Below are 21,294 nucleotides of genomic sequence, written 5' to 3' on the forward strand. Positions count from 1 at the left end.
CAACGTCAACGCGAGCGCAGCACCTGCACGGCGGCGCGCCAGCCGATCAGGAACAGGGCCAGGAAGGTCGCGGCCACCAGGAAGAAGCTGACCGCGAGGCCCTGACCGGATGCGGCACGCAGCAGCATGCCGCCGACCAGGGTGCTCAGCCACACGATCACGCCGGTCGGCCACACCGCGCGGCCGTCGAACTGTCGTACCGCGCTCGTCCCTTCCCGGCCCGCCGCCACCGCCAGCGCGATCACCCAGCCCAGCAGCAACCCCGTGCCGAACGGCCAGACGGTGCGCAGCAGACCCGCGCCGATCGCCTCGTCGTGACTGCGCCGCCCGATCGCGCAGAACACGACCACGAGGGCGACATCGACGACGAGGGGCACGAGTTTCTTCACGCGGCACAGGGTATCGGGCGTTCCGGGAGCGCCTGTGCAGGGACACTCCACCCTGGCCGGTCACGCCGGAGGGGTGGGTCAGGCCGACGCCGCGTCCGGATCGGCCGGCGGATTGGGCCGGCGCCGGTCGGTGACCAGCGAATTGCCGCGCTCCTCGAATTCCTTCTCGAGCTCGGCGTCGTCGGCCTGCGGCTTGCGGTACAGGAAGAGGAAGACGATCCAGCCGACGATCGCCACCAGGATGAAGCTGATCAACCGGTAGAGGAACGCCGCCGCCACGGCCTGCGCGGCCGGCAGCCCGGCCGCCGCGGTCAGCGAATAGATGAGGGTGGCGTCCACATAGACGATGCCGCCCGGCGCCAAAGGGATGGTGCCCACGGCCTTTCCGGCCGCGAAGGCCAGCATGAGCCCGGCCCAGTGTGGATCCGCGCCAACCGCGTAGCAGGCGAAACCCAGGCAGGCCACATCGGCGAACCGGTGCACGAGCGCCCAGACCGCCACCCACGCGCCATCTCGTTTGCCCAGATCCACCGACTCCAGCTGGGTCAGAATCTCGGCCACCTTCTCCATGCCGGCGTCGGCGGGCTTGCGCCGAATCCGATTGACCAGGTGCAGGATTCGCTGCGCCAGCGCCTGCACCCCGCCGGGGTGACGGGAGACGTGGTTGAAGGCCCAGATCAGCAGGGCGACGGTGCCCAGCGTCAGGATCACCTTGCCGGGGCCGACCCGATCCCCGGACAGCACCGCGCCGAACAGGCCCAGCAGTGTCAGCCCGGCCGCCGCGATCACGCCCGACATCACCAGCTGCCAGGACGCCACGATCGGGCTGGCGCCCCAGCGCCGGGTCTGCCGGTAGGTGAAGGCCGCCGAGAACACCTGGCCCGCGGGCAGCGTCAGCGACATGCCGGTCGAGCCGTACACCACCGACACCGATTTCCGCTGGCTCACCTCGACGCCGCCGGCGTGCAGCAGCTGTTTCTGGATGCGGCCGAAGCCACTCATGGAAAACGCCGCCATGACGATGCACGCGGCGACCCATCCCCAGTGGATTTCGGTGAGGTTCTTCCAGGATTCGTGCAGGCGCGGATATAGATATATGCCTTCGGAAATCAGCAACGCCGCCAGCGCGGCGCCGAGAACCCATTTGGCCCACCAGAACCTGCCACGGTGCGAGTCATCCGCGGGCGGCGCAGGATCGCCGGCCAGCTCACCATGGGCCGTCACGCCGTCAGCCTAACGAACTCGCCGCCGCCTCGTCTGCTTCGGCCGGGTCGGTGCTTTCCCGCGGCCAGGCCAGCCGGGTTTTCCGGCGGCGCCCGCGCAGTTGCACCTCTTCTCCGGTCTGCCAATGCCGCTGCTCGTTCTCATCGGCGAAAAACAGTGCGCTCGACGAGGTCAGGACGCGTTCCGGGCGGTCTTTGGCGAGTTCGGTCAGGCGCGACGCCTCGTTCACCGGATCACCGATCACGGTGTATTCGAAACGATTTGCGCCACCGATATTCCCGGCCACCGCCAGCCCCGCGGAGACGCCGATTCCGATATCCAGCCCGGCCACCTCGCGCAGGGCTTCGCGCAGCTCACGGGCCGCGGCGAGGGCCGCGGTCGGTGCGTCGGGGCGGTCCAGCGGGGCGCCGAAGATGGCCAGTGCGGCGTCGCCCATGAATTTGTTGATGAGCCCGTGGTTGCGATCGATGACATCCACCACCACGCGGAAGAACTCGTTGAGCAGACTGACCACTTCGGTCGGCGGGCGTTCCGCGGCGGTCGCGGTCGAACCGACCATATCCACGAACAACACCGCCACGAATCGGGTTTCACCACCGAGTTCGGTGCCGTACTCGAGCGCCCGGCGCGCCACGTCCTCACCGACATGCTGACCGAACAATTCCTGCAGTTCCCGGCGTTTGGCGGCCTCACCCATCATGCGGTTGAAGCCAACCTGCAGCAGCCCGATTTCCGAACCATCGAAAACTTCCACCTGCACATCCCGCGCACCCTCCTGCACGCGGTCGATGGCCTGGCTGAGCTGGCGAATCGGATCGGAAATGGAAGAGCCGGTGAGCATGGAAAGCGCCAGCGCCTGCATGATCACCACACCGCACAACAGCAGAATCGACACCGCCAGCGACTGCGCGGAAAACTGGACGCGAGAAGAAATCTGGGTGACGCACAGCAGCACGATGGCAATCGTCGGCGCGAAGGTGCCCATGCCCCAGGTCATGGCCATCCGGGTGCCGACGCCCGCGGTCAGGGTGTGGTCGAAGGCCCCCGTGGTCAGCGCCTCGGCCGCGACCGGCCGCAGGATTCGCTCGCCCAGCATGTAGGTGAAGCCGAAAACGATGGTGGCGGCCATACATTCGGTCACGATCACCGCCGCGGCCAGCTCGGGGGTCCGCACGATGATGACCGAGGCCAGCACGCCACCGCCGACCAGCCACAGCACCAGATGCACGATGGCCTGCCGCAGCGGGGCGTGCAGCGCCGCCATCTGCTCCTGCCGCGACGGCGGCCCGCCGCGCATCTGCCACCGCATGACCGGCCGCAGCATGAGCGCCGACGCGGTCACGCTCAGGAGCCCGCCGATCACGAAGACCAGTCCCGGGATCAGCAGCCCGGTCTGCCGGGTCGCGCTGGTCCCGCCCTCCGGAACCGGCAGCCCGTACTGGATGAAGGCCCACACCAGGACAGCGCCGAAGGCGTTGGCCGCCAGCATCGAAGCCAAGTACAGCGGCCAGCGGGTATGCATGGTCTGTTTGACCGCTTCCAGGGGCGCTGACACGATGACCAATCTAGCGTTTAGATCGCCCGTACATGCCCGCGGAGGTTTCGGCCGTTAGGCTCGGCCTCGTGAGCGAGGTGCAGGCAGGGTCCGGCAGATCGAGCGAATCCGGCGGGGTGCGCCGACGCGACGTGGAGGCAGTGCATCCCACCGTGCGGCAGACCGCCGAGTGGTGCTGGCGGTTGCTGATCATCTTCGCGGCGGTGCTCGCGGTGGCCTATCTGGCGCGGCGGCTCTCGACGGTCACCATTCCGATTTCCATCGCACTGCTGGGCGCGGCCCTGATGGCGCCGCTGGTCAATTGGATGCAGCGGTTCGGGGTGCCGCGGGCGGTCGGGGTGTTCGTGGCGCTGGTCGGGGCGCTCGGTCTGCTCGCCGGAATCATGACCTTCGTCGTCGAGCAGTTCGTCTCGGGTGTGCCGCAGCTGACGGACGAGTTCAAGACCTCCGTGCACCAGGTGCAGGACTGGCTGATCAATGGTCCGCTGCATCTGAGCAACGACCAGATCCGCAATGCGGGCGACACCATCGTCAAAACCGTCGAGTCGAACAAGGACGCGCTGACCAGCGGGGCGCTCACCACCGCCACGGTCATCGGTGAATTCTTCACCGGCACGTTCCTGACCCTGTTCATCCTCATCTTCTTCCTCTACGGCGGCGACCAGATCTGGGAGTTCGTGACCCGGATCGTCCCGACCCGGCACCGGGCGAAGGTGCGTCAGGCCGGGCGGCTGGGCTTCGGCACGCTGACCGGCTTCGTGCGGGCCACCGTCATGGTGGCGGCGGTGGACGCCATCGGTATCGGCGCGGGCCTGGCCATTCTCAATGTGCCGCTGGCGCTTCCGCTGGCCTCGCTGGTCTTCATCGGTGCGTTCATCCCGATCGTGGGTTCGTTCATCGCCGGTTCGGTGGCGGTCTTCATCGCGCTCATGACCAAGGGCATCGTCACCGCGCTCATCGTGCTGGGCATCACGGTGGCGGTCATGCAGCTGGAAGGCCATGTGCTGCAACCGCTGCTGATGGGCCGCGCGGTCCGTATCCATCCGCTGGCCGTGGTGCTCGCCATCGCGGCGGGCGTGGTGCTGGCGGGTCTCGCGGGCGGTCTGCTCGCGGTGCCGTTCGTGGCGGTGCTCAATACCGCCCTGCGCTCGCTGCTGGCCGACTCGCCCGACGAGCTCTACCAGGAGCTGCACACCGGCGACCCGAGCAAACCCATGTTCAGCGCCGAACCCGATACTCCCGACCCGGACCGCTACAAGGTGCCGGTACCCGTGGCGGAGGACGACCACGAGACGCCTCCGAAGCCCACGGGCGGCAGTGGGGACGCCGGGGACTGACGGTGGCCCGGGGGGTGGTGGAGCCCGATCCCGCCTGGGCGGCCACCGCGCCACTGTGGCGGGCGGTGCAGGCGTTCCGGCTGGTCACCCTGCTGTACGCGGTGGGCCAGCAGATCGCCTCGGTGTCCTACTACAGCAATCAGGGGTTGAGCTGGGCGCTGATCGCCGTGATGGCGGTGTGGTCGGGTATCTCGGCGGTGCTGTTGTCACAGTGGCGGATCCGGCACGAGCCGCGGGTGCGCACGGCCGTGGTGGTCGGCGACCATCTCGCGGTCATCGCCCTGATCTTCGCGACCCGGCTGGTCGCGCCCTACGACTGGTATCACCACCATCAGACCCTGCCCACCACGCTCTGGGCCGCCAATGCCGTTGTCTCCGCGGCGATTCTGTGGGGACCGTTCGGCGGCATCTGCTCGGGTCTGCTCATCTCCGCCGCCGTCATCACCGCACGGGCACAGTGGGACTTCGACGTGTGGCGCGATGCGACGCTGCCCGTCCTGATCTCGGTGGGCCTCGCGCTGGGCCTGGCCTCCGATACCGCCCGCCGCGCGCACGCGCAGCTGCAGCGCGCCGTCCGGCTCACCGCCGCCGCCCAGGAACGCGAACGCCTGGCCCGCGAGGTGCACGACGGAGTCCTGCAGGTACTCAGCTACATCAAGCGCCGCGGCAATGAAATCGGCGGCCCGACAGCCGAACTGGCGCAGCGCGCGGGCGAGCAGGAGGTGGCGCTGCGGGTGCTCATCTCCGAACAGGGCGATCGCACCGACGCCGGGGACGCGGAGAAGGATCTGCGGCCGCTGCTCACCGCCCAGGCCACTCCGTCCGTATTCGTCTCCACCCCTGGTCATCCGGTGCCGCTGGGCCACTGGGCGGCGCACGAGGTCGCCGCCGCCGTGGCCGCCGCCCTCGCCAATGTGGTCCAGCACGCCGGTCCGGGCGCGAAAGCGTATGTGCTGGTGGAGGATACCGGCGACGAGCTCATCGTGAGCGTGCGCGACGACGGCCCCGGCATTCCGCCCGGCCGGCTCGCCGAGGCCGAAGGGCAAGGGCGCATGGGTGTTTCACGGTCCATCGTCGGGCGCATCGCCGCCCTCGGCGGCACCGCGCAGCTGCTGTTCGAGGCGGCGCCCACGGCCGGTGAGGGCGCGGAATGGGAGTTCCGCGTACCCCTGGAACCGCGACACTGAGAGCCCTCGAACGGCCACAATGAGATCGGAGGCGGACATGACCGAATCGGATGCCGGAATCACGGTGATGGTGGTGGACGACCACCCGATCTGGCGGGACGGGGTCGCCCGTGACCTGGCCGAGGCCGGATTCGACGTGGTCGCCACCGCCGACGGCGTGCGCGCCGCCGGGGCCCGCGCGAGCGCCGTGCAACCGGCGGTCGTGCTCATGGACATGCAGCTCCCCGACGGCAACGGCGCCGACGCCACCGCCGAGGTGCTGCGGGTCTCCCCGCGTACCCGGGTGCTGGTGCTGTCGGCCTCCGCCGAACGCGACGACGTGCTCGACGCCATCAAGGCCGGCGCCACCGGGTACCTGGTCAAGAGCGCCTCGGCGACCGAGCTGCTGGACGCCGTCCGCGCCACCGCGGCGGGACAGGCCGTCTTCACCCCGGGTCTGGCCGGTCTGGTGCTGGGCGAGTTCCGCCGGATCGCCGGCACCCCTGCCGAACGCGACGAACCGCACCGGCCCGCCCTCACCGATCGCGAGACCGAGGTGCTGCGCATGGTGGCGAAGGGCTTGTCCGCCAAGCAGATCGCCACCCGGCTCGGGCTCAGTCACCGCACCGTGGAGAACCACGTGCAGTCCACGCTGCGCAAACTGCAGCTCGGCAATCGCGTCGAGCTGACCCGCTACGCCATCGAGCAGGGCCTCGAGTAGGGGGACGGTTCAGGGATTGCCCTGATGCGGTGGCGACCCCGCGCTGGCTAGCCTCGAAGCATGGGAGGTCCTGAAGCGGTTTCCGCGATCGTGACCGGCAACGCCGTGATCGGCGACCGGGATCTGCGGGTATCCGATGTCGAACGCGAACATGTCGGCCGGCTGCTGCAGCGCGCGGTCGGGCTGGGCATGCTGTCGCTGGGGGAATTCACCGAGCGCATGGACACCGCGCTCGCGGCCAAGACCCGCGGCGAACTCAATGCGGTGCTGATCGATCTGCCGGGCGTCCGGCTGGTCGGGCAGCCCGCCCCCGCCGGGCAGCATTTCGTGCAGCCGCCACCCCGGTACGCGACCGCGCACCGGATGCCACCGGCCGTGCCCTCCAATGTGATTCGCGCGCGACTGTCGAGCGTGGAGCGCAAGGGCGTCTGGCACGTGCCGCCGGCGCTGGCGATCAACAGCATGCTGGGCAGTGTGCGCCTGGACTTCACCCAGGCCGTCATGTCGACCCAGGTGGTGGAGATCCACGTGAACGACACCTGCAGTTCGATCGAGCTGATCGTGCCGGCCGAGGCCACCGTGGACCTCAATGCCATCGACCTGATCGGCTCCAGCGCCAACACCAAGGTGCGCACCGGCCCGCCCATCGGGCCGCTGCACCTGGTCGTGCACGGCACGCTGCGATTCAGCTCCGTCACCGCCAAGCACCCGTTCGGTACCAACTGGAAGCGGTTCCTCAACGGTGCGTGACCGCCGGGCCCGAGGCCGCAGTGCCGCGGAATCGAGCGCGGCGGCGGACGGATCCGGGCGGTAGGGTCACGCACATGGTGGAAGGCGTCGCGACCCCGGAGGCCGTGTATCGATCCGGCGGCGGCGAGCCGCTGCTCCTGCTGCACGGTGTCCTGCTCACCTGGCAGTCCTGGGGCGCGGTGCTCGACGAGCTGGCCACCGGCCACACCGTGCTCGCCCCCACCCTCCCCGGCCACTGGGGCGGACCCGAGGCCGCCCGGCCCGCCACCGTGGCCGCCCTGGCCGACCACTGTGAGCGCCTGCTCGACGAATCAGGTTGGGACACCGCGCATATCGCGGGCAATTCGCTCGGCGGCTGGATCGCACTGGAACTCGCCGCCCGCGGCCGCGCCCGATCCTGCACCGCCATCGCCCCCGCGGGCCTGTGGCGCACGCCCGCCGCCGCCGATTCGCTGCTGCGCAAGTTCCGGGCCTTCGGCCCGCTCATCGGCCTGGGACCCGACCGCCGGCCGAGCATGCCCTCGCTGCTGCGCAGCCTGCTGCTCCCACTGCTCGCCGATCGTCCCGCCCTGGTGCCGAATCCGCTGGCCAAGGCGATGACCGCGGCCATCACCGAATGCGCCATCGTCGACGACCTGGCCGAAGATCCGGATCTGCCAACGGGTTTCACCCGGCTGAGCGAACTGGACATACCCACCAGCATCCTGCTGCCCGACCGCGACCGCGTGCTCCCGCCCCACGTCTACGCCCCGCTGACCCCCACCCGAATCATCGATGTGCGCACCCTGCCCGATCTCGGCCACGTCCCCATGCTCGAGGCCCCGGATCTGATCACCGCCGAGATCCGCGCCACCATCGCCCGCGCCGCGACGCCCGCCCACCCCGCATGACCGGCTCGGCGGGTCGCCAGCCACCGCCGAACCGGGTAGCAATCGCCCGCCGCCCGGGTGCCGCGACTCGTTTCTTTTTCTGTTGTAGTTCGGCGTATTCGATTGGCATTCAGGGCTCAGCGAGCACCTGAGCCTCCTCGCCCTCCGTACCCCAGCCGCGATTGCACCCGGTGCTTTCGCCGGCCTTCGCCGACATGGACTCTGGCGCTCGTCTCGCGTGGCCGCTGAAAAAGAAAGGCCCGCCCGAGAATTCGGCCGGGCCTTCAAGATGTCCGGGTATCAGTCGTGGTTCTGTCGGCGGAGCAGTTCGTTGACGCTCACCGTGCGTCCGTCGCCGCCCCGATGCTTGGCGTCCTCGTCCGGATTCTCGGCGGGCGGGCGACGCCGCGAGGAGCGCAGATCCGACATCCACTGCTCGATGCTGCTGCGGCCGGGGCCGTCCTGCGGCGCATCCTGCGCGGCATGGTGCGTCGGATGCTGGTCCTCGGCAGCGGTTTCCGCGAGCTGTTCGGTGGGCTCGCTCTGCTCCGGCTCCGGCGGGTGCGGCTGGTACAGCTGCGCCCGGGTCGCCGGATGCGGCGGGATCCTCGGCGGCGGCAGCACCCGCTCCGAACCGACCACCGGCGCGGGCGGCTGCGAATCCGCGGGCGCGGCAGGCGCTCCCGGCTGCGAGACCGACGGCATCGGGTTCACGGGGGCGACCGGCGGGGCCACGGCCTCGGGCGCACGCTGCGGCAGCCCGCCACCGGCATTCGCGGATCCCCGTGCGGGAGAGGCGAAGTCGCCGATGGGGAGCGGGGCCATCGGGCCGCGGGCAGCGCCCGGCCCGGTGGGGTTGGCGCCCAGACCGGTGCGGCCGGAACCGAGATCGGTGGTCGGCGCATCCTCCGAGGCCGTGCTGACGCGCCGGGGGGCGAGCGGCGGAGTGACCTCAGCCGGTGCGGCGGTACCGATTTCGCTGACCGGTGCGGGCGGCTCGGGGGCGGGCTCACCGATGCCGACGGGCTTGGCGAAGGCCGGGGCCGCGGTGGTCGACGGGGTGACGCCGTGGCCGGGGCGCATGGCGGCGGACGGGAATCCGGGCGCGCGCTTGGTCTCCGGGGCCGGGGCAGCCGCGGAGCTGTCGGCGGGCCGCGCGGGCTCGGGGGGCTGCGGGGACTCGGTGCGCTGGGCGGGCTCCGCGGGCTGGACGGGCTCGGCGGGCTGGGCCCGCTCGACCTTGTCGATGCGCTGGGTCGGGGCCTCGCTGTCCACATCGACGGTGCGGGCCGGGCGCGGCTTGCGCGACCGCGCCGGGGCGGCGGTGCCGTCGGACAGAATCGGGATCTGCATGGTGACCGGGTCGGTGATCGGGGTGGTCTTCACCAGGTCGACCACCTCGCCGCCGCCGGGCCGCTCATCGTCGAGGATGGGCTCGCCCAGGCCGATCTTCTGCTGGATCTTCTTCATCCACTTGGGCGCCCACCAGCAGTCGTCACCGAGCAGCTTCATGGTGGCCGGCACCAGCAGCATGCGCAGCACGGTCGCGTCGATGAACAGCGCCGCCACCATGCCGTAGGCGATGTACTGCATCATCACCAGGTCGGAGAACGCGAACGCGCCCGTGACCACCAGCAGGATGAGTGCGGCCGCGGTGATCAGACGGCCCGTCTGGGCCGTACCTGCGCGCACCGCCTCGGTCGTACTCGCACCCTGGGCGCGGGCTTCGACCATGCGGGACAACAGAAATACCTCGTAGTCCACGGAGAGGCCGTAGATGACCGAGATGATCAGCACCAGAACTGGCGACATGATCGGCTGTGGTGTGAAGTTCAGCAGACCCGAACCGTGGCCGTCGATGAAGATCCAGGTCAGGATGCCCAGCGTTGACCCCAGCCCGAGCGCGCTCATGAGCGCGGCCTTGAGTGGCAGCACCAGTGAGCCGAACGTGAGGAACATCAGCAGGCCGGTCACGAAGACCACGAGAACGATCATCAGCGGCATGCGATCGACCAGCGTGTCGATGCTGTCCTGCATCATGACCGGCGTGCCGGTGATCATCACCTCGGCGCTGTCCGGGACATCTATCGACCGCAGATCGTCGATGGTTTCCTTGATGTCCGCGCCCTTTTCCACCGGTCGTGAGGTGCTCCATACATTGGAGCCGTTCGGCGGAGTCTGCGGAAGTGAGAATGTGGTCTTCGGCTGGAGCCCTCGGGCCTGGTTGGCCTCGTTGAGGATCGTGCCGATGTCCTTCGGATTGTTCGTGATGATGACCAGCTGGACCGGGTCGGCCTTGCGCAGCGGGAAGGTCTCGTCGAAGTGCTGCTGCGCCAGGCGAGTCGGATTGTCCGGCGGCAGATAAGTTTCGCTGATCCCGCCGAACGCCAGATTCTTCACCGGGATGATGAGCAGCAGCAGGCCGACTGTAAGCGGAATCGCCACCTTGAGCGGGTGCTTCATCACCCACGCGGTGAGCCGGCCCCAGTAGCCGTTCTCGACCTCGTCTGCGGTCTTGTTCTTGCGGAACCACTTGAGGCCCAATGCGTCCACGCGCGGACCCAAAATGCTGAGCAGCGCGGGCAGGATGGTGAGCGCCGACATCGCGGCCAGCCCCACCGCCGCAATGGTGCCGTAGGCAACCGATTTCAGGAAGCCCTGTGGAAACAGCAACATGCCCGCGGCCGCACCGATGATCATGGTTGCCGAGAACGTGACGGTGCGGCCCGCGGTCATGATGCTTCGCCGGACTGCGGCCTTGGTGTCGTAGCCCTCCGCCACTTCCTCGCGGAAGCGGCTGACGATGAAGAGGCCGTAGTCGATGGCCAGACCGAGGCCGATCATCGTAACGACGCCGCCCACAAAGGAATTCACCTCGGTGAATTTGGTCAGCGCCATGATCACGCCATTGGCGGCGATGATGGTCAGACCACCGATGATGAGCGGCAGCGCGGCGGCGACCACACCACCGAAGATGAAGAACAGCAGGATCGCGACCACCGGAAGAGCGATGATCTCCATGCGCCGCTGGTCGCTTGCCATCGTGTCCTGCAGCGTGCCCGCGACCGGCTGCAGACCGGCGACCTCGACCTTGACGTCCGGAATGTAGAAGGCGTCCTTCACCTTCCGGTAGTTCCGCACCATGTCGGTGTCGTTGTCGCCCTTGATGGCGATGGAGGCGAAGGCGTGCTTGCGGTCCTGGCTGGCGGCCTGGGCCAGCTGCTGACCGGTGCTGGTCTTCCACGGCGAGCCGTTGACCTGACTGATCTCCGGGTACTTCACCGGCAGGTTGTTCAGGTTGTCGATGATCTTCTGATTCCACGCGGGATCATCGACGGTGCTGCCGTCCGGCGCGGTGTACAGCACCACCACGTCGCTGGTGTGATCGCGCCCGTACACCTGGTCCTTCAGGACGGCGGCCTGAGAGGACTGGGAGGTCGGGTCGAACCATCCGCTGGAGCTGAGATGGTCCTCCAGCCCGAATCCGAAGGCTCCGAGCGAGAGCATTGCGGCCACGACGACACCCAGAACGGTGTAGCGCAGCTTGTAGACCAGGTCGCCCCAGCGGGTGAACACTAAGCGACTCCTTGAGCGGGGCGGGAGGTGAGCAGGGCCGACAGCGGCCGGAACGGCTGCAGCCACGCACCCTCGTCGGGCAGCGAGTCGAGGCTGACCCGGGGCAGCGGTTCACGGAACACGCCCGGGATGTCCTCGAGGTCGATGAACTCGAGAATATCCGACGTGACCGCCCAACTCGCGTGCTCGCGGAAACCCAGCACCTGAACAGGCACGCCGGAGCCGGCGATCTCCTCGAGCGGGGCGCGGAACGCCTGCCCGTCGGCGGAGGCCACCATGATCCCGGCCAGACCCGCGCCACGGCGGCGTAGTTCGATGTGGGAGAGCATGTCGCTGTCCACATCGGAGTCTTCGTCGATCTTGGGTTTGGCGAAGACGGCATAGCCGACATTGCGCAGCGCCTCGACCCAGGGGCGCACCACATCGGCGGTGCCGGGCGCGATATTTGTGAAGACCGTGGCCTCGGGTTCGACCCGGGTGGTGCTGCCCACCGACAGTTCCGCGGTGCGGGCCAGCAGCCAGCGGCCCAGCGCGTCGAAGCGCGGGCGGTAGGCGGCGGTCGGGCGTCCGCCGAGGATGGCGCCCAGGCCCATGTCGAGGTTCGGCGCATCCCAGACCAATAGGACGCGGCGCACATCGGTGGCGGTGCCGCCCAGGGCGACCCCGGCATTGCCGTGGAGCCCTGTGGTGCCCGATAGTTCGGTCGAATCGGTGCCGTGCATTATTCCGGCAACTTCCGACACACCGTGGGCCATCTCACTGACGCTCATGATTCGATCTTCCCCCAGATGAACTCGGTGATGGCGCTACCCGCGCGGAGTCCTTTGCTTTCGAACTTGGTAATCGGGCGTTCGAAACCAATCGGTGCTTTGTCGCGGTAGGCCTCGGGATCCCCTCCGGTCGGCTCGTTCATGCCGATGAGCTGGGGTTCCGCATTTCCGTACAGGCCGATCCACTCGGCGTAGTCCGCATGGTCGGTCGCCACATGCAACACGCCGCCCGGAATCAGCCGACTTGCGATGAGTGCGAAGGTCTCCGGCTGCAATAGCCGCCGCTTGTGGTGGCGCGCCTTCGGCCACGGGTCCGGGAAGAACACGCGCACCCCGGTCAGCGATTCGGGAGCAATCATATTTTCCAGGACATCCACGGCATCGCCGCGCAGCAGCCGGAGGTTGTCGATGCCCTCGCGCTCGACGCGCTGCACCAGCTGGGCCAGACCCGGCTTGTAGACCTCGATGCCGATCAGGTTGAACTGCGGCTCGGCCTGCGCCATGGCCGCGGTGGCGGTGCCGGTGCCACAGCCGATCTCGATGATCAGCGGCGCCGAGCGCCCGAACCAGGCGTCGGCATCCAGCTTTTCGTCGGAGACGTCCTTGCCGATCACCGGCCACACCCGATCCCAGGCGTCCTGGCGCGCGGGCGATACCGCGCCGCGGCGGGCGCGGAAGCTGGTGACCCGGGGGTAGAGGCGGTTGCCCGCGGGCCGATCCGGCCGGCCGCCGGCGGCTTCCGAGTGATCGGCGTCACCGTTGGGCTGGGCGGGCCGCGGCCCGGGAACTGGCTCGGCAGTGTGGTTCGCGGCGTCGTTCACGGCGTCCATTGTCCAGTACCGGGTAGTTCGCGCAGCAATCGACCACGGTTGCGGCGACCGCGCTCACTCAGGCTGCCAGGCCCGAGACCTCGCCGGACGCCGGTGCGGCGGCCGGGCGCAGCGGCAGTCCGAGGGTGACTCGCATTGCGGTAGTTGCCATTTCCACCATGCCGCGCCAATGTGCCGGCGACAGCGCGACCGACCAGACGGTCTTGGTTGTGGGTTCGGTAAGAGTCTTCCCGGCCAGCCGATCGGCCAGCCAGTCCAGGCTCATCGGGGTCGCCAGCGGCAGCAGTGAGAAATGCTCGCTGAGGCGATCGCGGACGTACCAGACCGCCGCGCCGCCCGCCCGGTACCGCTCGACCTGACCGTCGATGCCCGCGGCGTCGATGACCTGGTCGTGTACCGGCTGCACCACCAGCACCGGGCACGCGGGCGCGCGATTGCCCAGGCGCAGCTCGTCGAACATGTCCTCGAGATCCGGCAGGATCTCCGCCAGCGGACGCCGCAGATAGTCGTCCATGCGGCGGCCCACCAGCAGCGGCAGCACCGCGATCGGGCCCAGGGCGCGGGCACGGTCGAGCAGGCGACGGCCCTCGGGGGTGAAGTCGCGGCGAACCACCTCGGCCAGCGCCGGGTAGACCTGCTGCAGCGCGGCGATCACGATCGCCGGAAAGCCCGCGAACAGGCCGCCGTTCAGGTTCAGGAACACGTGCCGGGGATCACCGACCGGCGCGCCCAGCACCGCCCCGACGATATTCAGCTCGGGCGCGTACTCGGGGGCCATCTCCACCAGCCACGAACTGGCCATGCCGCCACCGGAATAGCCCCACACGGCCACCCTGGTGTCCGCGCGCAGACCCAGCGGCGCGAAACGCAGTGCGGCGCGGACACCGTCGAGACCGCGGTATCCGGGCTCGCGCGCCACGCCGAAATTCCCTTGCGGCCCTTCATGATCGGCGATGCTGACCGCCCACCCACGCCGCAGCGCGTTCGCGACCAGCAGCCATTCGAGCTGGGTGATGGAGCCGGGAGACAGGGCGCCGCGCCGCAGCGCGTAGGACGGGGCGCAGCGGTCGGTCACGGCGTCCATGGCGGTCTGGAACGCCAGCAGCGGGCGCTCCGCATCCGGTTCGGCGCCCGCGGGCAGCAGCACGGTGGTGACCGCGACCTCGGTCCGGCCGTGCAGATCCTGGCTGCGGTACAGCAGCTGCCAGGCCGTCACGTGTTGCGGCACCAGGCCGAACAGCGCGATGTCGACCGGGCGGCTGCGCAGAATCGTGCCCGCCGCGTGGCGGGCTAAACCGCGCGGCGGATGGAAGAAGGGGTCCCGGCCCGGCGGCAGCGGGCGGCTGCTCGGTCGCCCGGCCGCTGCCGGCCGTAGTGTCCCTTTCGGGCCCGGTGTTCCGGATGATTCGATGACGTCCGCATTGACGGTCATCGCCACCTCCCCTCGTCGCGCCCGGCCGTGGACCGAGAGGGATCGCCGCAGCCGTGCATCGGCCCTGATGCCGACCGAATCGCCAGAGTAGGGCAATCGCTGGTGTCTGTGAAGAGCGGTTGCGCCGAATTGTGCGGGCGCACAGAAGGACCCGGACCGGTCTGCTTCCTCACCGCCTGATCTGCGTGTTTGTGATCCGAAATGCCTACGGGCCCAGGGGCTTCCGGCTAGGCTGCCCGCGTGCCGATCGGGCGATCTCCGCGCATCCAGGTGACGGGCCGGGCCCGTGCGGGCAAAACCACCCTGCGACATGCACTGTCGCTGCTCACCGCTGAAGAAACCCGACCGGTCGACCAGCCCGGGCAACCGGACCCCGCACTCGACGCCGATCTCGTCCTCTATGTTCTCCCCGGCCTGGCCGGCCACGCCGACCGCCGCCTGCTCGCCACCGTCCACCCGGACCGCGCCCTTGTGGTACTCAACAAGGCCGATGCCATCGGCGCCCGCTGGCCCGACGCCGCCGCGGCGGCCGCCGAGCTCACCGCCGAACTCGGTCTGCCCGTCTTCCCGGTGGTCGCGACCCTCGCCGCACGCACCCGCTCGGGCACCCTCATCGACGCCGACCTCCGGACTCTCCACCGCCATCGCGACCGCCCCGACCCACCCCTCACCCTCTCGCACGACCTCTTCACCGCTCCCGGCCTCGCCCCCGACCTGGAATCCCGCCGAGCCCTGCTGGACCGCTGGGACCTCTTCGGCGTCTCCTGCGCCCTGGCAGCCCTGCGCCGCCACCCCACGCTGGCCCCGCAGCTGCTGCTGCAAATCCTGCACTGCGCCAGCGGAATAGAGCCAGTCCACTACGAACTCCACCGCCGCTACGAGGCCGTCGCCGCCGCGCTCGCCGATTGATTCGCCCGGGGCCAAGCCGAATACGCCGCCGGATACGAATCAGCGGTGTTGATCCCCGAACCCCGCCCCGCTGACTCGCCGCCGCTGCCCGGGCTCGAACTGCCGCCGTTGCAGCGGCCGGCTCCGATCGATGCGGACGGGTCCGTCCGGGGCGGTGCACCCGTCGCCGAACCGCCCGCATCGCCGGCCGAGCTGCCCGCGGCGGTGGAAGCCGTTGTCATGCGCTGGAATCCGCACGGTCTGGCCCTGCTGCGGGCGATTGTCCCGGAGCCGCGCGCCGGAGTCACCGCGATCGCGCTCCTCAGCGGCGACGAGTCGCACGCGGCGGCATTGCGGGTCGAGTTGGCTCGGTTCCAGCCGCGTATCGACCTCATCGTCGTCACAGCGGCCGGAGCCGACACCGAGGACGCCGATCCATCGGCCGCGACCGGCGCGGGACCCGGGGCGCGCCCGTGTCCGGTGGCGCTCGTCGTGCTCGACGCCGGGGCGCTGATCGGCGGCGAAATGCTGGCGCGGGTGCGGGCGCTGCGGGCGGACGGGACGCGGATCGTGTTCGCGCTGGACGGGATTCACGCGCATCGGCAGTGGCGGGAGGTGCGGAAGCTGGATGTCGAGCTGCTGGCCAAGGCCGGTGGCGAGAGCGGGGCGGAGATCGTGCCGGTGTCGGCGCGGATGGCGGCGGTGGCGCGGGCGGCGGGGGATCCGGCGCTACTGGACCGGTCGGGGGCGGGGCTGTTGCATGCCCGGCTGGTGGCGGCGGCCGGGGCGGGAGCGGTGGGGGATCAGGTGGCGATCGTGCGGGAGCGGGTGGTGGCCGAGACGCGGCGTCGGGTTCGGGCGCAGCTCGGGAAGCTGCGGGACGGTGGGGATGTGGCGGGGCTGCGGGAGGAGCGGGCGCGGCTGCTGGCGGTGAGTGACGGCGGGCGGGGCTCGGCCATGACGATCGTGCGGAATCGGCTGCAGTTGGCGCGAGTGGATCTGTTGCACGAGGTCGGAGTCAGAATCCGGGCGCTGCACGGGGAGCAGCGGGCCGAAATCGAACGCCTGCCGCGCAGCGCACACGCCGAATTTCCGCGGCATGTGAGCGATTCTGTGGAAAAACTCACACTGGAGATGGATCGCTCGATTCGCTCCCGGATCGGCGAATTGTGCCGTCAGGTCGAAGAATCCGTCGCGGAGGAATGGCATATATCTTTTCCGGCACCCGCGGAACGGGTGTCGAGGGCGGTTCCGACGCCGGGCCCGCGGCTGCGAGGTGCGGAGGACCACCTGGTGATCGCGCTCGGCGCCTCGGCCGGCTTCGGACTGGGCCGGCTGGTGGTGGCCCCGCTGGCCCTGCTCCAGGCCTTCGACTTCGCGATCGTGCCGGTCAGTCTGCTCCTCGGTGCCGCTGCCGCGGGCTGGGTGGTGCGCGCCCGCCGGCACCTCGCCGATGGCGCTCACCTGCGGCAATGGGTGGCGGACACGCTGGTCGACACCCGTGCGCAGCTGGAACAGCGGGTCGCCACGGCCCTGGTCGACGCCGAGGAACGGCTCACCGACGAGGTGCTCGGCAGTGCCACCGCGCGCATGGTGGAAACCGATCTGCGGGTCGGTGAATTGGAGGCGCAATTGCGGCAGGCGGCGCAGCGGCGCCCCGCTTTACTACTGGCATGCGAACGTGACCTGGCCGCACTTGAATTCTCTCAACGGCTGGTCGGAGGTTTCGACCCGGTACCGAGTGGACAACCCGATTCCGTACACCCCGATATATGGCGTTAACCTCTATGGCAGGAACCAGGGCATCCGTTGCGTTCTTGTACGCGCGTCCAGCCGGTACGGGCAAGCGTCGAGACCAGCGGGAGCCCTGCCGCAATTGGTGGCACTCGGTGTCGCGAGCCGTGGTCCTCGGCTCGATGACCTCGGGGCCGCCCATCTCAGGAGAGTTTTCATGACCTCAGCGACCATTCCTGGTCTTCACGATGGCACCGCGCCCACCGAGCACAAGGAACTGCTTGCCTGGGTACAGGAGGTCGCAGAACTCACCCAGCCCGACCGCGTGGTCTGGTCGGACGGTTCCGACGAGGAGTGGGATGCCCTCACCACCAAGCTGGTCGAGGCGGGCACCTTCAAGAAGCTGAACGAGAGCAAGAAGCCCAACTCGTTCCTCGCCCTCTCCGACCCCTCCGACGTCGCCCGCGTCGAGTCCCGCACCTACATCTGCTCGAAGACCGAGGCCGACGCCGGTCCGACCAACAACTGGGTCGACCCGACCGAGATGCGCGCCACCATGACCGAGCTGTACCGCGGCTCCATGAAGGGCCGCACCATGTACGTGGTGCCGTTCTGCATGGGCCCGCTGGGCGCCGAGGACCCGAAGCTGGGCGTCGAGATCACCGACTCCGAGTACGTCGTGGTGTCGATGCGCGTGATGACCCGCGCCGGCAAGGCCGCCCTGGAGAAGCTCGGCGCCGACCGGCCGTTCGTGAAGGCGCTGCACTCGCTGGGCGCGCCGCTGGCCGAGGGCCAGGCCGACGTGCCGTGGCCGTGCAACGACACCAAGTACATCACCCACTTCCCCGAGGACCGCGAAATCTGGTCCTACGGTTCGGGTTACGGCGGCAACGCGCTGCTGGGCAAGAAGTGCTACTCGCTGCGCATCGCCTCGGCCATGGCGCACGACGAGGGCTGGCTGGCCGAGCACATGCTCATCCTCAAGCTGATCTCGCCGGAGAACAAGGCGTACTACGTGGCCGCCGCGTTCCCGTCGGCCTGCGGTAAGACCAACCTCGCCATGATCCAGCCGACCATTCCGGGCTGGCGCGCCGAGACCCTCGGCGACGACATCGCGTGGATGCGCTTCGGCAAGGACGGGCGACTCTATGCCGTCAACCCGGAGTTCGGCTTCTTCGGCGTCGCGCCCGGCACCAACCATTCCTCCAACCCCAACGCGATGGCCACCATCGACGCGGGCAATACCGTCTACACCAACGTCGCGCTGACCGACGACGGCGACGTGTGGTGGGAGGGCCTGGAGGGCCAGCCCGATCACCTGATCGACTGGAAGGGCAACGACTGGTACGAGCGCGAGTCGGAAACCCTGGCCGCGCACCCGAACTCGCGCTACTGCACCCCGATGTCGCAGTGCCCGACGCTGGCCCCCGAGTGGGACGACCCGCAGGGCGTGCCGATCTCGGCCATCCTCTTCGGCGGCCGCCGCAAGACCACCGTCCCGCTGGTGACCGAGTCCTTCGACTGGCAGCACGGCGTGTTCATGGGCGCCACCCTGTCCTCGGAGCAGACCGCCGCCGCCGAGGGCAAGGTCGGCACCGTGCGCCGCGACCCGATGGCCATGATCCCGTTCATGGGCTACCACGTGGGTGACTACATCGGCCACTGGATCAACCTCGGCAAGAACGCCGACGCCCAGAAGCTGCCGAAGATCTTCTACGTCAACTGGTTCCGCCGCGGCGAGGACGGCCGCTTCCTGTGGCCCGGCTTCGGCGAGAACTCCCGCGTGCTGGAGTGGATCGTCAACCGCATCGAGGGCACCGCGGAGGCCGAGGCCACCCCGATCGGCAATGTCCCCACCGCCGCCAACCTCGACCTCGAGGGCTTGGACGTCAACACCGCCGACGTCGACGAGGCGCTCGCGGTGAACGTCGAGGAGTGGAAGCGGGAGATCCCGCTGATCGAGGAGTGGTTCGAGTTCATCGGCGACAAGCTGCCCTCCGGCATCCGCGACGAGTTCGAGGCCCTGAAGCAGCGTCTCGCCTGAAGGCATGACGAAAACGGCTCGCCCGCACTGTGAGTGCGGGCGAGCCGTTTCGCCTCTGCGGGTGGGTCAGGAGCCCATGGGCATCAGTAGCGACTTCTGCTCGCAGAAGGCGTCGAGGCCCTCGGGGCCGTTCTCGCGGCCGATGCCGGAGGTCTTGTAGCCGCCGAAGGGGGCGCAGGGGTCGAAGGCGTACCAGTTGATGGCGTAGGTGCCGGTGCGGACCTTGGCCGCGATGGCGGCGCCGTGCTCGATGTCGGTGGTCCAGACCGAGCCGGCGAGGCCGTAGTCGCTGTCGTTGGCGATGGCGACGGCCTCCTCCTCGGTGTCGTAGGGGAGGACCGAGAGGACCGGGCCGAAGATCTCCTCGCGGGCGATGGTCATGGCATTGGTGACGTCGGCGAAGACGGTGGGGCGGACGTACCAGCCGGGGAGGTCGGCGGGGCGGTCGCCGCCCAGGATCAGGCGCGCGCCCTCGTCCTGGCCCTTGGCGATGTAGCCCTCGACGCGCTCGCGCTGCTTCTCCGAGATGAGCGGGCCCAGTTGGGCATTGGGGTCGTCGGGCAGGCCGACCGGGAGCAGGCCCACGGAAGCGGTGAGGGCGTCGAGGATTTCGTCGTAGCGGCCGCGCGGGGCGAGGATGCGGGTCTGGGCCACGCAGGCCTGGCCGCTGTTCATCAGGCCCGCGAAGGCGAGCTTGGGCATGTCGGCAATGTCCATGTCGGGCAACAGGATCGCGGCGGACTTGCCGCCCAGTTCCAGCGAGCAGCGCTTGAGCTGGCTGCCCGCGATGGCGGCGATCTTGCGGCCGACCGCGGTACTGCCGGTGAAGGTGACCTTGTCCACGCCCGGGTGGGAGACCAGGTATTCGGCGGCGTCGGCCTCGGCGGGCAGCACCGACAGCACGCCCTCGGGCAGGCCGGCCTCGGCGAAGATGTCGGCGAGCAGGTTGGCGGCCAGCGGGGTGAGCGGCGCGGGCTTGAGGACGACGCTGCAGCCGGCCAGCAGGGCGGGCGCGAGCTTGTTGACGGCCAGGAAGAGCGGGACATTCCAGGCGATCACGGCGGCGACCACACCGACCGGTTCGCGGGAGACCCGGGTGGTGCCGAACAGGCCGGTGCGAGATTCGGTCCAGGGGAAGGACTTTCCCAGTCCGGCGTAGAAGTCGAGGGTGGCGCGGGCGGGGACGTAGTTGAGGGTGCCCGCGGCCATGGCGGGCGCGCCCATCTCGGCGGAGAGGGCGGCGGTGAGGTCGCCGGCCTTCTGATCGAGCAGGGCGACGACGCGGGTCAGCAGGGCGGCGCGCTCCTCCGGCGGGGTGGCCGGCCAGGGTCCGCTGTCGAAGGCCCGGCGGGCCGCGGCGACCGCGGCGTCGACGTCGGCGCGGGTGACGACGGGCACGCTGCCGACGGTTTCCAGGGTTGCGGGCGAGACGACGGGCAGGGTGTCGGCGCCGGCCGGGGCGGTCCAGCGGCCACCGATGAACAGACTCTGGTACTCCATGAGAACACGTTACAATTTTGCGCTCGGCGCTGTCCTCGGCATGTGGGGCAAATGTCCCGCTGACCGGGATCTTCTTTGAAATGGGACTCCTCGGTTTCTAAGCCGCCCACTTACCGGCGCGGCGAAACCTGATTCGGATTCGGGGTTGCCCGGTGGTGGCCTATGCTCGGCTCAGTACGCCTTTCTCCACCAATTCGGTCGGTTGCTATCTATTAGCTCTTCGAAAGGTAGATCCCCGCATGTCCGATGTGCGCCTCGACGACTTCCTGCTCGGTGAGCTGTCCGATGTCGACTCACCGGGTGTCAGCACTGCCATGCAGCGGGCTGCGGGTCAGTTGCAGCGGGTGCTGCCGCCGGGGTGGCACGTCGAGGTGGTGGAGGCGACCTATCCGACGGTCCGGAAGGGACGACCGGTCCTGCGACTCCAGTTGCCCGAGGACTGATCCGCTCTGGTTGTGCAGGGGTGCAAGCCATTCCGCATCCTTGTGGCAAACTGGTAGCAGTCCGCA

The 21,294-nt window shown here is 69.3% G+C and carries 17 protein-coding genes; 9 read left to right on the forward strand and 8 right to left on the reverse strand.

All coding sequences use genetic code 11. The annotated features are described in order from the left end of the window. Positions 1–5 precede the first annotated feature (5 nt). From AB0L60_RS09010 to AB0L60_RS09020, 3 genes are all read right to left on the reverse strand, one after another. Complete coding sequence (locus AB0L60_RS09010) at positions 6–389, reverse strand: DUF3054 domain-containing protein (protein ID WP_364609539.1); 384 nt, start codon at positions 387–389, stop codon at positions 6–8. Between the two features lie 78 nt (positions 390–467). Beyond that, a complete protein-coding gene (locus AB0L60_RS09015; protein WP_364609542.1) occupies positions 468–1,613 on the reverse strand; it encodes a YbhN family protein in 1,146 nt (381 codons plus the stop codon). A gap of 4 nt (positions 1,614–1,617) precedes the next feature. Next, complete coding sequence (locus AB0L60_RS09020; RefSeq protein ID WP_364609771.1) at positions 1,618–3,135, reverse strand: adenylate/guanylate cyclase domain-containing protein; 1,518 nt, start codon at positions 3,133–3,135, stop codon at positions 1,618–1,620. 110 nt (positions 3,136–3,245) lie between these two features. Between AB0L60_RS09020 and AB0L60_RS09025 the strand changes: the two genes are divergently transcribed. The 5 genes from AB0L60_RS09025 to AB0L60_RS09045 all read left to right on the forward strand — a co-directional run bounded on the left by AB0L60_RS09025 (position 3,246) and on the right by AB0L60_RS09045 (position 8,032). Continuing rightward, positions 3,246–4,505 carry an AI-2E family transporter gene (locus AB0L60_RS09025; protein WP_364609774.1) on the forward strand — a complete coding sequence of 420 codons (1,260 nt, stop codon included), beginning with the start codon at positions 3,246–3,248 and terminating at the stop codon, positions 4,503–4,505. 14 nt (positions 4,506–4,519) lie between these two features. Continuing rightward, entirely contained in the window at positions 4,520–5,692 is a 1,173-nt protein-coding gene (locus AB0L60_RS09030) for a DUF5931 domain-containing protein (RefSeq protein ID WP_364609545.1), read from the forward strand. Positions 5,693–5,729: 37 nt separating this feature from the next. Next, the gene (locus tag AB0L60_RS09035; protein ID WP_364609548.1) at positions 5,730–6,392 is read left to right on the forward strand and encodes a response regulator transcription factor; all 663 of its coding nucleotides are present in this window, start codon (positions 5,730–5,732) and stop codon (positions 6,390–6,392) included. A 108-nt stretch (positions 6,393–6,500) separates the two neighbouring features. After that, complete coding sequence (locus AB0L60_RS09040) at positions 6,501–7,142, forward strand: DUF1707 domain-containing protein (RefSeq protein ID WP_364609777.1); 642 nt, start codon at positions 6,501–6,503, stop codon at positions 7,140–7,142. A 74-nt stretch (positions 7,143–7,216) separates the two neighbouring features. Then, positions 7,217–8,032, forward strand: a complete 816-nt coding sequence (locus tag AB0L60_RS09045) for an alpha/beta fold hydrolase (RefSeq protein WP_364609551.1) — start codon at positions 7,217–7,219, stop codon at positions 8,030–8,032. 279 nt (positions 8,033–8,311) lie between these two features. On the opposite strand, the gene AB0L60_RS09050 is transcribed toward AB0L60_RS09045, so the two are convergent. From AB0L60_RS09050 to AB0L60_RS09065, 4 genes are read right to left on the reverse strand one after another with little or no spacing between them, the layout of a single operon-like run. Further along, entirely contained in the window at positions 8,312–11,653 is a 3,342-nt protein-coding gene (locus tag AB0L60_RS09050) for an MMPL family transporter (RefSeq protein WP_364609554.1), read from the reverse strand. Then, the gene (locus AB0L60_RS09055; protein WP_364609557.1) at positions 11,587–12,357 is read right to left on the reverse strand and encodes an NYN domain-containing protein; all 771 of its coding nucleotides are present in this window, start codon (positions 12,355–12,357) and stop codon (positions 11,587–11,589) included. The genes AB0L60_RS09050 and AB0L60_RS09055 overlap by 67 nt, the downstream gene beginning before the upstream one ends. Beyond that, on the reverse strand, positions 12,354–13,187 hold the full coding sequence (gene trmB, locus AB0L60_RS09060; protein ID WP_364609560.1) for a tRNA (guanosine(46)-N7)-methyltransferase TrmB: 834 nt from the start codon (positions 13,185–13,187) through the stop codon (positions 12,354–12,356). The genes AB0L60_RS09055 and trmB overlap by 4 nt, the downstream gene beginning before the upstream one ends. Positions 13,188–13,245: 58 nt before the next feature. Further along, positions 13,246–14,619 carry a lipase family protein gene (locus AB0L60_RS09065; protein WP_364609563.1) on the reverse strand — a complete coding sequence of 458 codons (1,374 nt, stop codon included), beginning with the start codon at positions 14,617–14,619 and terminating at the stop codon, positions 13,246–13,248. A gap of 240 nt (positions 14,620–14,859) precedes the next feature. On the opposite strand from AB0L60_RS09065, the gene AB0L60_RS09070 reads away from it, so the two are divergent. The 3 genes from AB0L60_RS09070 (at position 14,860) to AB0L60_RS09080 (ending at position 19,285) form a co-directional block, all read left to right on the forward strand. Beyond that, positions 14,860–15,528 (forward strand): hypothetical protein, encoded by a 669-nt coding sequence (locus AB0L60_RS09070; RefSeq protein ID WP_364609566.1) that lies wholly within the window; start codon positions 14,860–14,862, stop codon positions 15,526–15,528. A gap of 45 nt (positions 15,529–15,573) precedes the next feature. After that, positions 15,574–17,289: a hypothetical protein gene (locus tag AB0L60_RS09075; protein WP_364609569.1), complete on the forward strand. Its 1,716-nt coding sequence runs from the start codon at positions 15,574–15,576 to the stop codon at positions 17,287–17,289. 169 nt (positions 17,290–17,458) lie between these two features. Continuing rightward, the gene (locus tag AB0L60_RS09080; protein ID WP_364609572.1) at positions 17,459–19,285 is read left to right on the forward strand and encodes a phosphoenolpyruvate carboxykinase (GTP); all 1,827 of its coding nucleotides are present in this window, start codon (positions 17,459–17,461) and stop codon (positions 19,283–19,285) included. 66 nt (positions 19,286–19,351) lie between these two features. Here the strand turns inward: AB0L60_RS09080 and AB0L60_RS09085 are convergent, their stop codons facing one another. Continuing rightward, positions 19,352–20,785 carry an aldehyde dehydrogenase gene (locus tag AB0L60_RS09085; RefSeq protein WP_364609575.1) on the reverse strand — a complete coding sequence of 478 codons (1,434 nt, stop codon included), beginning with the start codon at positions 20,783–20,785 and terminating at the stop codon, positions 19,352–19,354. A 239-nt stretch (positions 20,786–21,024) separates the two neighbouring features. Between AB0L60_RS09085 and AB0L60_RS09090 the strand changes: the two genes are divergently transcribed. Further along, on the forward strand, positions 21,025–21,228 hold the full coding sequence (locus tag AB0L60_RS09090) for a hypothetical protein (RefSeq protein ID WP_364609578.1): 204 nt from the start codon (positions 21,025–21,027) through the stop codon (positions 21,226–21,228). The last annotated feature ends 66 nt before the right edge of the window (positions 21,229–21,294 follow it).

Source organism: Nocardia sp. NPDC051981 (assembly GCF_040680715.1).
GTDB lineage: Bacteria > Actinomycetota > Actinomycetes > Mycobacteriales > Mycobacteriaceae > Nocardia.